The 15174-nt window shown below is 34.0% G+C and carries 11 protein-coding genes and 1 riboswitch; of the genes, 1 reads left to right on the top strand and 10 read right to left on the bottom strand.

From position 1 onward, the window contains the following. The gene (locus DWW68_RS02000) at positions 1-3438 is read right to left on the bottom strand and encodes a PD-(D/E)XK nuclease family protein (RefSeq protein ID WP_118588685.1); all 3438 of its coding nucleotides are present in this window, start codon (positions 3436-3438) and stop codon (positions 1-3) included. A 292-nt stretch (positions 3439-3730) separates the two neighbouring features. On the opposite strand from DWW68_RS02000, the gene DWW68_RS02005 reads away from it, so the two are divergent. Then, a complete protein-coding gene (locus DWW68_RS02005; protein ID WP_021953174.1) occupies positions 3731-4168 on the top strand; it encodes a hypothetical protein in 438 nt (145 codons plus the stop codon). A gap of 54 nt (positions 4169-4222) precedes the next feature. Here DWW68_RS02005 and DWW68_RS02010 read toward each other — a convergent pair whose 3' ends face one another. The 9 genes from DWW68_RS02010 to DWW68_RS13565 form a co-directional block, all read right to left on the bottom strand. Further along, positions 4223-6124: an NAD(+) synthase gene (locus tag DWW68_RS02010; RefSeq protein WP_118588686.1), complete on the bottom strand. Its 1902-nt coding sequence runs from the start codon at positions 6122-6124 to the stop codon at positions 4223-4225. A 124-nt stretch (positions 6125-6248) separates the two neighbouring features. After that, positions 6249-7016 carry an N-acetylmuramoyl-L-alanine amidase gene (locus DWW68_RS02015; RefSeq protein WP_118588687.1) on the bottom strand — a complete coding sequence of 256 codons (768 nt, stop codon included), beginning with the start codon at positions 7014-7016 and terminating at the stop codon, positions 6249-6251. A gap of 62 nt (positions 7017-7078) precedes the next feature. Next, entirely contained in the window at positions 7079-7432 is a 354-nt protein-coding gene (locus DWW68_RS02020) for a hypothetical protein (protein ID WP_021953177.1), read from the bottom strand. Between the two features lie 172 nt (positions 7433-7604). Next, positions 7605-8360 (bottom strand): 4-hydroxy-tetrahydrodipicolinate reductase, encoded by a 756-nt coding sequence (gene dapB / locus DWW68_RS02025; RefSeq protein ID WP_021953178.1) that lies wholly within the window; start codon positions 8358-8360, stop codon positions 7605-7607. Between the two features lie 46 nt (positions 8361-8406). Beyond that, a complete protein-coding gene (gene dapA, locus DWW68_RS02030) occupies positions 8407-9291 on the bottom strand; it encodes a 4-hydroxy-tetrahydrodipicolinate synthase (RefSeq protein ID WP_021953179.1) in 885 nt (294 codons plus the stop codon). Between the two features lie 88 nt (positions 9292-9379). Beyond that, a riboswitch (Lysine riboswitch) is annotated at positions 9380-9557 on the bottom strand. Positions 9558-9643: 86 nt separating this feature from the next. Continuing rightward, on the bottom strand, positions 9644-10840 hold the full coding sequence (locus DWW68_RS02035) for a glycosyl hydrolase (protein WP_021953180.1): 1197 nt from the start codon (positions 10838-10840) through the stop codon (positions 9644-9646). A 64-nt stretch (positions 10841-10904) separates the two neighbouring features. Continuing rightward, positions 10905-12440 carry a glycosyl hydrolase gene (locus tag DWW68_RS02040; protein WP_118588688.1) on the bottom strand — a complete coding sequence of 512 codons (1536 nt, stop codon included), beginning with the start codon at positions 12438-12440 and terminating at the stop codon, positions 10905-10907. Positions 12441-12562: 122 nt separating this feature from the next. Next, on the bottom strand, positions 12563-13936 hold the full coding sequence (locus DWW68_RS02045) for a hypothetical protein (RefSeq protein ID WP_021953182.1): 1374 nt from the start codon (positions 13934-13936) through the stop codon (positions 12563-12565). A gap of 97 nt (positions 13937-14033) precedes the next feature. Then, positions 14034-15125 carry a PT domain-containing protein gene (locus DWW68_RS13565; protein WP_186840371.1) on the bottom strand — a complete coding sequence of 364 codons (1092 nt, stop codon included), beginning with the start codon at positions 15123-15125 and terminating at the stop codon, positions 14034-14036. Positions 15126-15174 lie beyond the last annotated feature (49 nt).

Genomic DNA, 15174 nt, shown 5'->3' on the forward strand with positions numbered 1-15174 from the left:
TTACTCTCCTTTATTTTTCTCAGTGTTTAGACGGCTAATAACCTGTTTTAAGTCTAATTTTTCTAATTGTCTGTATCTGTCTCCAACCTTTAGGTCAAAACCGCACACGCCACCATATGGACAGTAAGTGCAGGCGTTTTCCGTAGGATTAATCTGAATATTACCATCAATAATATCCTTTCGCATATTTTCAGCCATATCATAAACATGATTTATGAATTTCATATAATTATTGCTTTCAATCACTGTACTTCTGCTGCTTAATCCTGTTTTTGTGGTTCCTACTTTAATTATTTTAGAATTACCTGTTGCCTGTGACAATTCCTTATCAATTGCTTCTATTACATTAAAATCAGAATTTACAAGTCCACTCATTCTATAGCATTTATACTGCTCATCCTGAACTTTTTCTTCCATTAATTCTTCATCAGATACTGTTTCCTTTGTGCCTTTTTTTCTGTATTCTTCCCTTACTTTTCTTATATCCGGGCGGTCAATATATGGATTTTGAATATGGAAATAAAGTCCTGCTCCCGGAAGGACAGTTTTATCGGGATTTTTCTTTTTTTCAAATTCCATGGCATCCTTTAAATAAACCATAAGCTGCATCTGCATTCCAAAAAAGGTATCTGTAACATTAAATTCCGTTGTTCCTGATTTATAATCTATAACCTTTACAAAAATTTCGTTATTTTTTTCATAGGTATCTACCCTGTCAATTCTTCCATGAGTGATTCTAAGCTCATATTCTGACGGCACAAAATCTCCGGAATCAATATGTCTAATCAACACATCAATTGTTTTTTCTGCTGTTTCCCTAACCTGATTTTTAATAAAAATGTTACGTGCAGAACTGTCTAATGCATCATTTTCATAATTTTCCATTGTATCCACAACGCAATTATTAAGGATGGCATTATAGGTTTCCTTTTCTAAATTTTCCCAATGCAATCCTTCTTTTTGCACATTAACAAAAAACTTATTTATTACCTCATGATATAAATTTCCAATGTCATAAGCAGCTATCTCATATTCTCTTCTTTCTCCTAACTTAAGACCATTTCTTAAAAACTGGGAATAGGCGCAGGCTGCATATTTTTCTAATCTGGTTATACCTATGTTTTCCTTATCTTCGTATAGCTTTCTGGCATTTTCCCTGCTGAGATAAGGCTGTCTTCCCTTATAAAATGTTCCTTTTTTAATTAATTTAAGACACTTCTTAGCATCTGCATCATCATATAATACGGAACAAAGAACTTCAAAAAGCCTGTCTTCCTTTCCTGATTTGTATTCTCCTGCATTGGCTGCAATATAATCTAATGCCTCTCTTTTAGTTGTTATTTCTTCAAGACTATTTGCATATTTTTCTTCATCCTTAATTTTTAAGTCTGAAAACATTTTTTGCAAATCGCTTATTAAATATGATTTTCTAAGAGTCTTTCCTGCATTGTCAGTCTTACTAAGGGTAAGAATGACTTTTTCCGTAGGTTTTGCTAAAAGTGAATATAAATAAACCTTCTGCTTAAATATATTTTCTCTGGCTGTAGGGGCTAAAACAAAGCCTTCCTTTTCATCTGCTTTAAGGAAATCCCTGTCTGAATCTGTAATTATTCCACCATTGGTTGCCATTTTAGGAATAATTCCGTCATTAACTCCTAAAAAGAAAATAATCTTCTTTGTATCCTTAAGTCTTGTTCTTTCAATATCTCCCACCATAAGGGTATCTAATCCGGGAGGTATTATTCCTACTTTAGCCTCTAAAAATCCCGCCTTTAATATTTCCACATATTCCTTTGGAGAAACTGTTTCTTCCCCCATTAAATCAACAATTCTTTCAAGCATTAAAATAATAACCCCATATATCTGCTGATATTCTTTTGATAATTCAGGTTTATTATCTTTTTCAAACATATCTACGTAATCATTTATTCTTTTTTCCATGTTAGTGGAAAGAATAAAATTATAAAGTGCTAAGGTGAAATCTTTTATTGTGGCTTTTTTGTCCTTAAGAGTGGTTCTTAAAGCTAAAATGTCATTATATATTTTCTCCCTTACATTATTAACCGTAACAAGTCTCTCTTCAAATCCCTTATAACATTTTTCCCATTTAGCAGAATAACTTTTAAAACCGCGACGACCAAATCTTCTAATATAATTTTCAAAAACATCAATGTCATTTCTGTTTATTTCCAGCAAATTAAGTCTTAACATTCTCATAACAGCATCATAAGAAAAGTCCATTGCTATTACGTCAAGCACTGCTATAATCCCGTCCACAAAAGGATTAGATGAAATATCTCTTTTGTGGTCAATAAACGCCGGAATATCATATTTTTTCAGTTCTTCTTCTAAATAAATATAGTAGTTTGCCATATCCCCGGTAATTATGGCAATATCGTTGTATCTGTAGTTTTTATTTACAATTAAATCTGAAATTTTTGCCACCACAAAAGCTACTTCACTGCGGGGATTTGGCAGGGAGTAGATTTCAATGGCATCATTATAATTTTCAGTTTTTTCCAATTTCTTATTTCTGAAAATGTTTTCTTCAATATGGCATAATGCTTTATTATTTTTTATTCTATAAGGAACCTTACCTTCTCCGGCAATTAATGTTTCATTTATGTTTACATTATTTCTTTTAGCTAAAGTTTTAAGCTTTGCTATGGTTTCCTTGCTTAAGGAAAACAACTCATATTTATTAAATGTGGTAAAATCTTTCTCATTTTCAGGCAAAGTAATACTTACCATAACGCCTTTTGAATACTTCATTAACAATTCCAATACTTTATACTGAATTGGCGTAAATCCTGTAAAACTGTCAAAATAAAAATAGGTATTTTTTATAATTTCAGATTGTCCCACATATTTGCAAAATATCTCCAGCACATCCTCTGTTGTTATCATTTTATCCTGTATGTACTCATCAAAGGCTTTTCTAATCACTAAAATATCCTTTAGCTTATGATAAAGAGCCGGTCTTCTTCCACACAAATCAAGCATATTATCCATATCTGTATCTGATATGTAATATTGCTTAAGCTCTGACAAAACCGACTTTACCTTTTCCACAAATCCCGGCATTGCTGTTTTATTTTTGTATATAATAAGCTCCTTTTTACACTGTTCCAGCACTTTTCTTATAACAAGGGATTTCCCCAAATCATCCATTACCTTGTAATTAATTATACCCTGCTCTTCAAATATTAAATATGCCAGACGGTTAAGACTGGTAACTTCTATGTTAAAACTACCTCCTAGTCCATATTCCTCGTTAATCATTGTAAGTATCTGCTTTTGGGTTTCCATGGAAAATTGCTCCGGAACCACTGCAAGGATATTTTTATCCAGATTATTCATGGATGTATCTATTAAATTCTTATATAACAAAGTAGACTTTCCTGAGCCTGCCCTTCCTATAATAAACTGTAATGACATATTTTCCTCCCCAATATCATTTCAAAATCTATAACTTATAACTTTTGAAACACCTGATGTGTTTCTTTCTATGACTTTTGAAACGGTATAGGATTACCGTTTCAAAAATTTGCTTCGCAAATCACGCCCCTTCGGGGCTGGTCAACTACGATTTTGAAACACCTGATGTGTTTCAAAATCTATATTTAAGTATAGTATATAGGATGTGTCAATTTCAACACATACTTTTGTCATACTTTGCCCCTGACATTAATAAATTAGAATATAATCAAATTTAAAGTGAGGAGTCAGTATGGGAAAAAGTCCAAAATTCATGGTATTTCATTTAAAGGAGCTTATATACACCGTAGTATTTGTACTCCTTGGTATTGTTCTTGTAATTTCATTAATTTTTATGTTTTGTAATAGAAACAGTGATGAAAAAAAGGAAAAAAGTTCCTCAGGGCAATATGAGGCCGGAGTATATACCTCCTGTGTCACACTGAACGGAAATCCAATGGAGGTAACTGTCACTCTTGATAGCAATCACATTAATTCTATTACGGTGGACAACATAAGCGATGCGATAACAACTATGTATCCTTTAGTAGAACCAGCTTTTGAAGATATTTCAAAGCAAATTGTGGATACCCAGTCAGTAGACAATATTAAGTTTTCGGAAGAAAGCCAATATACATATTCTTTACTATACAACGCCATTGTAGACACTATTAACAAAGGTAAAAAATAACAATAGTCTTAAGTATAAAAAGACGGGAACTCCCGTCTTTTTACCTTTGCTTTTTTATTTAATTTCATCCAGCCATTCTTTAACACTGGCATCACTAGGCATTCTTAAATCTCCCCTAGGTGATACGGCAACTGTACCTACCTTTGGTCCATCCGGCAGACAGCTTCTCTTAAACTGCTGTGAGAAAAATCTCCTGTAAAAGGTCTTAAGCCATTTTTTTATAGTTTCTGTATCATATTCCCCATCAAAGGCAAGTTCTGCAAGAAACTGTATTTTTTTCGGAGTATATCCAAATCTTAACATATAGTAAAGGAAGAAATCATGAAGCTCATAAGGACCTACAAGCTCTTCTGTTTTCTGGGCTATCACTCCGTCCTTTGGTGGTAAAAGTTCAGGGCTCACCGGTGTGTCTAAAATATCATACAAAATGTTGCTGATTTTTCCTTCATTTACATCTGCATAATATTTAACTAAATGCCTTACAAGAGTTTTTGGAACTCCTGCATTTACCCCATACATGGACATATGATCTCCATTATAAGTTGCCCATCCTAATGCCAGTTCCGACATATCTCCTGTTCCAATTACCATTCCATTGTATTTGTTTGCCAAATCCATCAAAAGATACGTTCTTTGTCTTGCCTGGGCATTTTCATAAGTAACATCGTGATTTTCAATATTATGTTCTATTTGGGCAAGATGCAATGTAACTGCTTCTGATATGTTAATTTCCTTAAAGTCACATCCTAATTTCTTAATTAGCTCCACCGCATTTAAGTATGTTCTGTCTGTGGTTCCAAAGCCCGGCATTGTCACTGCATGTATTCCTTTTCTGTCAAGTCCCAATGCATCAAAAGCCTTTACTGTAACAAGAAGTGCCAATGTGGAATCAAGACCACCTGAAATTCCTATTACTGCATTTGAGCATCCTGTATGTTCAAGACGTCTTCTAAGTCCCCAGGTCTGAATTTCCAATATTTCCTCGCATCTTGCATTTCTCTTATTTGTATCTGACGGTACAAAAGGTGCCTTGTCAATATATCTGTCAACTTTCACTTCTTTATTTTTAAGTTTAACAGATACATTCATATAATCCTCATTATCCGGGTTTACATAGAATGTTGTCATTCTTTGTCTTTCTGTGGCAATCTTATCTAAATCTATATCTCCATAGGTTATATTACTGCTTTCAAAACGCTTTGACTGGGCTACCATGGTTCCGTTTTCCGCTATGATGTTATGCCCTGCAAATACTAAATCGGTAGATGATTCACCATCTCCTGCATCTGAATAAATATATGCACAAATGTTTTTTGCCGACTGCATTTCCACTAACTTTCTTCTATAATCAGCCTTTCCGGTAATTTCATCACTGGCAGAAAGGTTTAATATAACATTAGCTCCTGCTAAAGCATGGTTTGTACTTGGTGGATTTGGTACCCACAAATCTTCACATATTTCAATGGCAAAGGTGAAATTCTCTATATTGCCACAATCAAAAATCAAATTTGTTCCAAATGGGATTTCTCCCCTTGTTTCACCTTTTTTAATTCCCTCTCCTGATGTAAAATGTCGTCCCTCATAAAATTCTGAGTAACTTGGAATAAATGATTTTGGCACTATTCCTTTAATTTCTCCTGCATATATTACTACTCCGCAATTATACAGTTTATTTTTATGTCTTATTGGTGCCCCAACTACTGAAACAATTTCCATATCTTTCGTATCTTTTGCTAACTCATTTATTTTTTCAAATGCCAAATCTAACATATTTTTTTGCCAGAACAAATCCGATGCAGTGTATCCTGTAATGCATAGTTCCGGAAAAACTATAAGCTGTGCTCCGTTTTTATATGCTTCTTCTGTCATTTTTGCTATTTCTAATTTATTGTGACCACAGTCACCTATAACAATTTTAGGTGTTGCAGCTGCGACCTTTACATATCCGTTATTCATTTTTTTCCTCCTTAATTAATAGGACAATTTTATCATTATACGTTAATAAATACAAATAAAAGTTTCAGGCAACAGATTAATGAACCTTAATCCTGTTTTTGTCACCTGAAACTTTTTCATAAAATCAGCTTCTTATAAATGTATTATAGCCCATTGCCCTAAGCCTTTGTTCCATTTCTACAGCATTATCAAGGCTTTTAAATTCTCCTACCCGGACTTTGTATAATCCGTCTTCGAAGACCACCATAGCCGGAAACTGCATGGCTTTAAGCTGGGCTGCCATATTATTGGCTAACTGTCCGTTCCTAAATGCTCCTACCTGAATAGTATAAACCTGGGCATCCGTGGCAGAAATTCCACTATCATCTAATGTATCAATTATGGCATCTGCAATACCCTGAGCAATTTCATTAAAATTATTATCAAATAATTCATTATCTTTATCTGAATTAATAAATCCTGCCTCAATTAAAACTGCCGGCATTTTTGTACGCTTTAAAACCACAAGATTTGGTCTTTCCACAATTCCCTTATCTTCAAAACCGATTGCCGTAAGATTTTTGTTAATGTTTTCCGCTAATTTTTCCTTTAAACCTTCCCTGTTATACACCAAAGTCTGTACTCCTGTGTAAGTATTAGGTACAGCTGAGGAATTTCTGTGGAAAGATACAAACAAATCTCCGCCTGCATTGTTGGCAATCATTGCCTTTTCAAAAGGAGTATTATATACATCAGCAGTTCTGGTATATTCCACATCAAAGCCTGCATTAGTTAAAAGTTTTCCTACTGCCATGGCAAGTGCCAATGCATCATCCTTTTCCTGTCTTCCATTAAAGTTTGCACCCGGGTCAGAACCACCGTGCCCCGGGTCTAATATTATTTTATAAGCCATATTAAACCATTACAAAACTATTTATCATAATAGATTATGCTTATTTTTAATAATTGATACCCTTATTTTTTAGTTGTAGTGTTATTCTGTGTTGTAGTATTTTTCTTAGTTGTATTGTTGTTATTGTTGCTGTTATTTTTATTATTATTTCCATCCATATCATCAATAACATCATCTACGCCGTCTTTAATATCATTTCCAATATCATCTACCACACCGTCATTTTTTGTTCCGTTATTATCTGCATTTCCATTATTTGTGGTATCGTTAATAATACCTGAATTTGCACCGTTTTCTGTTGTAACATTCTCTGTTGTTGTGGCATTTTCATCATTGTTTGTGTTGCCACATGCTGCAAAACATAATGCAGACACTAACAATGTCATGGCTAATAAGTAAATTTTAAATGTTTTCATACTATAAATCCTCCAAATGATTTTCCATATCTTATCGGTTTTCTCAAATTTTTCTCTTTGTTTCCACCCGATAACAATATTGTTTTCACTTTTTTAATTTTTATACAAAAAATAGACTGTGTTTTATTGATTTTAATCAAAAAAACAACAGTCTATTTAAAAATTCAATAAATTAGTCTATTACATCTGCCATATTATATAATCCGGCTTCTTTTCCTTTTAAGAACTTAGCTGCATCAATGGCTCCCTTAGCAAAAATTGCCTTTGAATATGCTGTATGCTTAATTTCAATAACTTCATCTATTCCTGCAAAGATAACTTCATGTTCACCTACAATTGTGCCACCACGAACTGCTGAAATTCCAATTTCGTTTTTAGCTCTCTTCTGGCGTACAGTGCTTCTGTCATAGGTGTAATCGTACTGATTATCTAAAACCTGATTCATACAATCTGCCAGGGCTAACGCTGTTCCACTAGGAGCATCAACCTTCTGATTGTGATGTTTTTCCACAATTTCAATATCAAAACCTCTGTTAGCTAAAACTTCCGTAGCAGTTTTTAAAAGTTTCATAAGTGTATTAATACCTAATGACATATTAGCTGAACGGAGAACTGCCACCTTTTTGCTGGCCTCGTTCACTTTTTCAAGCTGCTCTGCAGACAGTCCTGTTGTACATATAACCACAGGTGTTTTAGTGCTGACAGAATAATCTAATAAATTGTCAATCGCCGATGTGACAGCAAAATCAATTATTACATCTGCCTTTACGGTACACTCCTTTATTGAAGTAAATACCGGATATTCATTATCTATACCTGTATAAGCATCTACACCGGCTACAATTTCTATATCATTGTCCTGTGACACAAGATTGGTAATGACTCTTCCCATTTTGCCATTACATCCGTGCATTATAACATTAACCATCTTTAACCTCCGTGTTTAGATTTTTCTTCTAAATGTAAAATGCTCTTTAGAGGACTCCGTAATCCTTTAATGCCTTTTCAAGTAATTCCTTATGAGCATCTGATAATTCAGTAAGAGGCGCTCTTACGGGACCTGCCTTATAACCTAACATATTCATAGCTGCCTTAACAGGTATAGGATTTACTTCGCAAAATAATGCTCCAATCACATCTATAGCCTCTAACTGAAGCTTTGTAGCTGTAGCTGTATCTCCGTTTAAATATGCGTATACCATATCATGAACCTTCTTTGGAGCAACATGTGACCACACTGAAATAACACCTTTTCCTCCTAATGATAATATAGGAAGTACCTGGTCATCATTTCCTGAATATATATCAATACATCCGTCTGCTAAAGCTGCTAATTTAGCAACAGCTGAAATATTTCCTGATGCTTCCTTAATAGCTACTACATTTTTAACTTCTTTTGCAATTCTTACTGCTGTTTCAGGCTGGATAGTTGTGCCTGTTCTTCCCGGTATGTTATACATAATAATCGGAATATTAACTGCATCTGAAATAGCTTTATAATACTGGTAAAGACCTTCCTGGGTACACTTATTGTAATATGGTGTAACACAAAGAAGTCCGTTAGCTCCAACCTCCTCAGCTCTCTTCGAAATATTTATGGCTTCACGTGTACAATTTGAACCTGAGCCTGCAATAACAGGAACTCTTCCTGCTACCTTTTCTACACAATACTTAATTACTTCAATATGCTCATCGTGATCCATTGTTGATGACTCACCTGTTGTACCACATACAATAATGGCATCTGAACCACCACTTATCTGGTCATCAATAATTCTCCCAAACTCTTCATAATTAACTGAACCATCTTCATTAAAAGGTGTAATAATGGCTACACCGGCACCTGTAAAAATAGACATTTTCTATTCCTCCTATATTTTATATGTACTTGTAAACCATAGTAAAAGGAGCTTAAAATAAGCTCCTTATAAGAATTCTGATATAAAACTTATAAGTAGCTCCCCATACATAAAATATGTATGACAGTCATATGGCTGTTAACCACATACCCAGGAAACAATCTCCGGAAACCATCTCCTTCGGCGCCGCATCCTTTCTGCTATAGTCATCTGCCTCCGGGACATCATATAACCTACTAATAATTAGCGCAACCTCTACTATCGTTCAACTATGTTTATAATAACACTGACATTAAATAGTGTCAACTAAAATACTTTTATTTATTATATGTTTTTTTAGTTAATTATGTCATTATTTTACTATATCTTTTTGTGTATTTTTTTCTTTTTTAACTTTACTACTATTTTCATATCCTTCAGGCATTCCAAGGCTCTGATATAGTTTTCCTAAATCCGTAATTTCACCTGTAGTTATATCAAGTAATGCGGAACCTCCGTTTCTGTAATCTGTAGGATTAAAAGAGAACCATGAATACCTCTCCACATAATCTCTTTTATCTAATTCAGGAATAACACCCTTCATATAATCAATAACTGATTGTCTCATTTGCTTTGTTCTGTAAGGAACACCACTTATGGCAAATTCCGTTATCCAAATTGGCTTGTGATACATCTCCCATGTTTTGTCAACTAAATCTAAAAATGCCTGTACCCCCTCTTCATTCCACCAGTTCCAATAATGATGAATAGGTATAAAATCAACATCCATTTTTTCTTTTTTCATTTGTTTCATAAATGGCACAAACCAGTCATCTGACCATGGAGGACATAATGCCGTGGCAGGAGAACCTACATAAATATCCTGATTCATAAATGCCTTCATTCCCTCTACTGCATCTTCTACTGATATATTGGACTGTTCCTCCAAATCCGGCTCATTAAATGCCAGCACATACTTATATCCCAGCTTAGGCAATACCGATATTTCCTGCTTATCTGTAGGTGCTGTTGTCCACATCATTGGCACAAACTGTAAATCTCTAAAACTGGTGAAATTATGTTTGGTTATGCTCCAGTTATAATACCATGAAACTCCCCAGTTACCGGCATCAACATTTCTTGCCATATCCTTATTCATGCACAATCCCTTTTTATTCACGTAAAAAGGAATAACATCAGAATAAATTTTCGAGCCTTTTTCTATTTGTGCCTCTATGTATATCTTATGTAACTTAACCTCTGTGGTGTAATACTCATAGGTAGTGGTTTTTCCGTTAGTTTCTGCTATTTTTTTATCATCTGCATAAATTACATACTTTTTAACCTTACCTATTTTTTCAGCACTGTTCCAATTTATTGTAATATATCCTGCCGGTTGCAGTGTTCCTGCCTCAGGAAAGGTTATGGCATTTTCCTTCCAGCTGCTTTTATTTGCATTAATTTTTTGTATTCGATTCTTGTCATTTATTTTAAAACCTGCCACAAGAGATACTATTATTAGTCCTAATAATAAAATCCCCATAATTACTTTCTTTCTGCTTTTTAACATAATACTCTAAATCCAATCTTATGATATTAATTAAGGGGCGGCATTACCACCCCTTAATATGGTTCTATTTTTTTATTTTTACTTTATTTGTTTTGCTCCACTTACAATAGTATTTCTTTCCATTAATTACTTTATAAGCTCTCACTCTTACATAATACGTTTTCTTCTTTGTTAGCTTTTTAATTGTGCCGTTTTTAACTGTAGCACTTGTTGCTGAAATATTCTTTGTTTTTGTTTTGTATTTTTTCTTTGTGCTAAACTTCTTGTTTAATGAATACTGAACCTGATATCCTGCGGCTCTTTTTACAGATTTTATGCTATAGCTAAAGGCCTTCTTTTTAGCTGTCACACTATAAACTGTAGTAGGCACTGCCGCAACGCAGGAAGCCATGGATGTATTCTTTGAAGTTGTATATAATACATTATACTTTTTAGCATTATATCCTGCCGGATTTCCAATATTTGCATATATCTGTCCTAAGGTTGTAAGCTTTCCCGTATCATAATAATAAATACCTGAAGCACCTGTTTTTGAATCTTCCGGATTAAAATCGAACCATGAATATCTTTCAACATAGCTTCTTTCATTTAATCCCTTAAGAACAATTTTCATAAATTCCTGAACCTGTGCATTATGCTTGGCGTTTTTAGGATTAAATACATTTCCTGAATCCGCTACTGCGAACTCAGTAATCCAAATAGGCTTTTTGTATTTTGCATATATTTCATCTATTGTATGAAGATACTCTAATGCCGTGTCAGCATTGTCATAATAATGCTGATATGCATGTACTGCAATAAATGTCATATTATTTTTCTGCGTTTGATTTAAGCCATTCCAAAATGGTGTCCACCACTTGTCAGAATTAATCTGAAATGTTTCTGTTGCAGGAGAACCTAATCTGAGACTTCCTTTGCTGTCAATCATTTCATTCCATCTGTATCTCATTGTATCAGGCTGCTTATTTGATTCCCCTTTTAAATCCGGCTCATTATATGACAACATATATTTGTAACCTTTTCTGTTGGCATACTCACATCTTTTAGAAATATCTACTGAATCGTCTCCCCAAATCATAGGAACAAACTCTAAATCATAAAATTTTTTATTTTTATAATTCCAGTCTTTTAATGATTTGTAGTCCCAGTCATAATACCATCCGATATTCATTGATGCCGGATCAACTGCTGCACCCATATCTCTTCGGTTGACACATATTCCTTTTTTTGTTACATAAAAATTTCTTACATCTGATTTTACAACAGTGTTATCCTTTAATTCTGCAACAATTTGTTCTGTATATCCCTTCACATTGGTAGTATAAAATTCAAATTTCATAATGTCCCCTGATGGTGACATTGTCTTTTTTAATGTTCCGTCAATATAGACCTTATACTGCTTTACATTTTCCAATGTATTATTCCATTTAATATCAATATATCCCGCACCAATTAACTTATTTTGTTCCGGGCTTATTATTGCTTCACCTGACCAGGTATTTGTCTCGTCTGCCTTAGTTACAGTATTGTCAAATATCATTCCTGAAAATAATAATGCAACGGATAAAACCATAGCCAATATTTTTTTTATTTTCTCCATATAAATTATGAAAACCTCCTAGCATTTTCATCATAAACCCTAACAAATGCCTATAAATAAAAGGGCAGAAAAAGTTATTTAAATATATAACCCTTCCACCCTTTCAAATATTTAAAATCTAATTATTTAATAACAATAGATTTCTTTACAACTTTTTTGCTGTATACTTTCTTTCCTGCTGAATCTAAATTGTATGCTCTAACCCGGAAATATGTCTTCTTTCCTGATTTTAACTTCTTAATCGCTATACTTGATTTTGTTGTTGTCTTTGTTTTAGCCTTTTTCATTTTGCTGTTATTAGCATACTTAATTTCGTATCCCTTTGCATTAGAAAGCTTCTTAAATCTTAATTTAGCACTCTTCTTTGCAGCCTTAAATGTTACTTTTGCCTTACCCGGCTTCTTTGTAGCTGTGTAAACACATGTAATATTTAAGTTGCCCTTTACAGGTGTAGAAAGATTGTATTTTGATGAACCTACTTTGTATGCAGAGAATGTCTTTCCCTTTACAGCGAACTGATGTCCTGATGCCTTTTCTCCAGCATTAACATGCTCTGTATATGACTGATTTCCACATATGTACTTAACTGTATACTGGTTACCTGCTGTAACTTTGAAATCATCAACAAAAAGGCTACCCTTCATTGCTGTTTCATCAGGATATGTTGTAATATATGAACCGGCTGTAAACTGAACACATATTGCGTTTCCTGCATATGTCTTTGGAACCTTTACTGTTACCTTTACAGTCTTTTCGCCTTCAACACTGCTATCTGCTTCAATACTTCCACCTGATGTACATCCTGAATATGAAGTTAAATCTAAGCCGTTATTATTGGCAGGATTAATAACATTAAAACCTATGTGCTTAATGTAATTATCTTCCTGTATCGGATCATTATTTTCATCTAATACCGGAATTCTTTCACCGTTTTCATCGTATTTGTAATCACCGTATTCATCTTTTTCATATATAGTTTTCTTACCTTTAAGTGTACTTCTATATTTGAAAGATACAGTATATGTACGACCTTTTTCTACAGGAATATTTGATGTATAAAATCTAAGTCCGTACGGATTATCACCTACTAATGAGCCGTCACGTTCATTATACTGTCCGTCCCATCCTGTATTAGCTGCCCAAAACTGAGCTTTAGAAGCTGTTGCTCCCGGTGCAACCCATCCCTGTGTTGCAAAATCTCCTAAAGGAACCTGACCATTAGGATAATCCTCAGTTCTAATATGTGTCAATGCATGATACCAACAATACTTAACCTTCTTACCATCTTCTCCATCTACATGTCCATTATGAAGCTTATCTAAGCTTGATTCTTTTCCATCCGCAGGAATTATTGAAAAATAGTTCCATGTAATATTTGAAGCAACATTAGCTCCATTGCTGGCATGTGATGCAGCTGGAACAATATTAATTGAACCAACTACCATAGTAAGAGCTAAAGCAACTGATGATACTTTCTTTAAAAATCCTTTTCTCACTTCTTGTCCTCCTGAACAAATTGATAAATTACCTGTTATTAAACAGTTACCCAATGCATAAGCATTGGGTAACATTTATATAGTATGCTGTCAAAAACTATTTTTTAATTTTAATTGACTTTTTAACCCATGCACTTGATTTGTATCCACTTGCAATTGCACGAACCTTAAATGTGTATTTCTTACCCTTTTTAAGTTTCTTAACTGTTAATGTATTCTTCTTTGCGCTATATGTCTTGCTTCCAACCTTAATCTGGTACTTCTTAGCCTTTGAAACCTTCTTCCATGAAAGCTTAACAGTTCCTTTTTTCTTGTTTACAGCCTTAAGACCTTTAACCTTTGCAAGTGTTTTTACAGTAGGCTTTGTTGTTGGCTTAACTGTAGGTTTTACTGTTGGTTTCTCAGTTGGCTTAACTGTAGGTTTCTCAGTTGGCTTAACTGTAGGTTTTTCTGTTGGAATTTCCGGTGCCTTTTCATAATCCGGATCAACACCTAAATCTTCAAAAGTGATATCTGAGAATGTAACTGTACCTGTCCAGTTTGCTTCTTTAGCCTTTACATTTTCATTTACAACCGGGAAAGCTCCTAATGAAATAACCATCTGTAAAGATGTTGTTGCCTGGCTCTTAAATTCGGTGTATGTAAATGTCTTTTCATCAGTTCCAAGTTCTGCTTCTGTTTCACCAAACATATAGTCACCTGAACCTGTATTAAATGCAAGGTTAAAATACTTAGTTGATGTAGCTTTTGCCTTAAATGAAATATTATAAATATGACCCTCTGTAAGTTTGATATTATCCATTGTCATTCTAAGTGACCATGGATTGTTTAAACCATTACCATAGTCTGCCTGCCAACCATTGCTCTTGATATTAGCTGCAAAACCATTTGCAACCACGCCTGAATCAGTTATTCCTCCAACAACTTCACCATTGGCATTTGTTGTTGCTGAATTGAAATTTGTAACTGTTGTATTAGCTGAATCAGTAAAAGTAATTGAATTATATGCTGACTCCTCATAATCACCCCAAGCATGTGGTGCAGTTCCTGACTGATATACCTGCCATGATGATAACTGTCCATCCTCTGCCTTTACTGTTGTCTTATTAACATCAGCTCCTACAAATAAAGATGCAACCAATGCAACTGACATTGTTCCTGCTAACGCTTTCTTGAAAATATTTCTCATTTTCATTTCCTCCTTTAAATATTTCTCCTTTTTTGAAAACGCCTAATTT

Origin of the sequence: Eubacterium sp. AF16-48, assembly GCF_003479405.1 — a bacterium.
Taxonomy (GTDB): domain Bacteria; phylum Bacillota; class Clostridia; order Lachnospirales; family Lachnospiraceae; genus Eubacterium_G; species Eubacterium_G segne.

Excerpts from the sequence above, each read along its gene's own strand:
- DWW68_RS02020 (WP_021953177.1), bottom strand. The coding sequence starts at position 7,432 with ATGAAAACATTTAAAATTTACTTATTAGCCATGACATTGTTAGTGTCT.
- dapA (WP_021953179.1), bottom strand. The coding sequence starts at position 9,291 with ATGTCTATTTTTACAGGTGCCGGTGTAGCCATTATTACACCTTTTAAT.
- DWW68_RS02005 (WP_021953174.1), top strand. The coding sequence starts at position 3,731 with ATGGGAAAAAGTCCAAAATTCATGGTATTTCATTTAAAGGAGCTTATA.
- DWW68_RS02000 (WP_118588685.1), bottom strand. The coding sequence starts at position 3,438 with ATGTCATTACAGTTTATTATAGGAAGGGCAGGCTCAGGAAAGTCTACT.
- DWW68_RS02015 (WP_118588687.1), bottom strand. The coding sequence starts at position 7,016 with ATGGCTTATAAAATAATATTAGACCCGGGGCACGGTGGTTCTGACCCG.
- dapB (WP_021953178.1), bottom strand. The coding sequence starts at position 8,360 with ATGGTTAATGTTATAATGCACGGATGTAATGGCAAAATGGGAAGAGTC.
- DWW68_RS13565 (WP_186840371.1), bottom strand. The coding sequence starts at position 15,125 with ATGAGAAATATTTTCAAGAAAGCGTTAGCAGGAACAATGTCAGTTGCA.
- DWW68_RS02040 (WP_118588688.1), bottom strand. The coding sequence starts at position 12,440 with ATGGAGAAAATAAAAAAAATATTGGCTATGGTTTTATCCGTTGCATTA.
- DWW68_RS02035 (WP_021953180.1), bottom strand. The coding sequence starts at position 10,840 with ATGTTAAAAAGCAGAAAGAAAGTAATTATGGGGATTTTATTATTAGGA.
- DWW68_RS02010 (WP_118588686.1), bottom strand. The coding sequence starts at position 6,124 with ATGAATAACGGATATGTAAAGGTCGCAGCTGCAACACCTAAAATTGTT.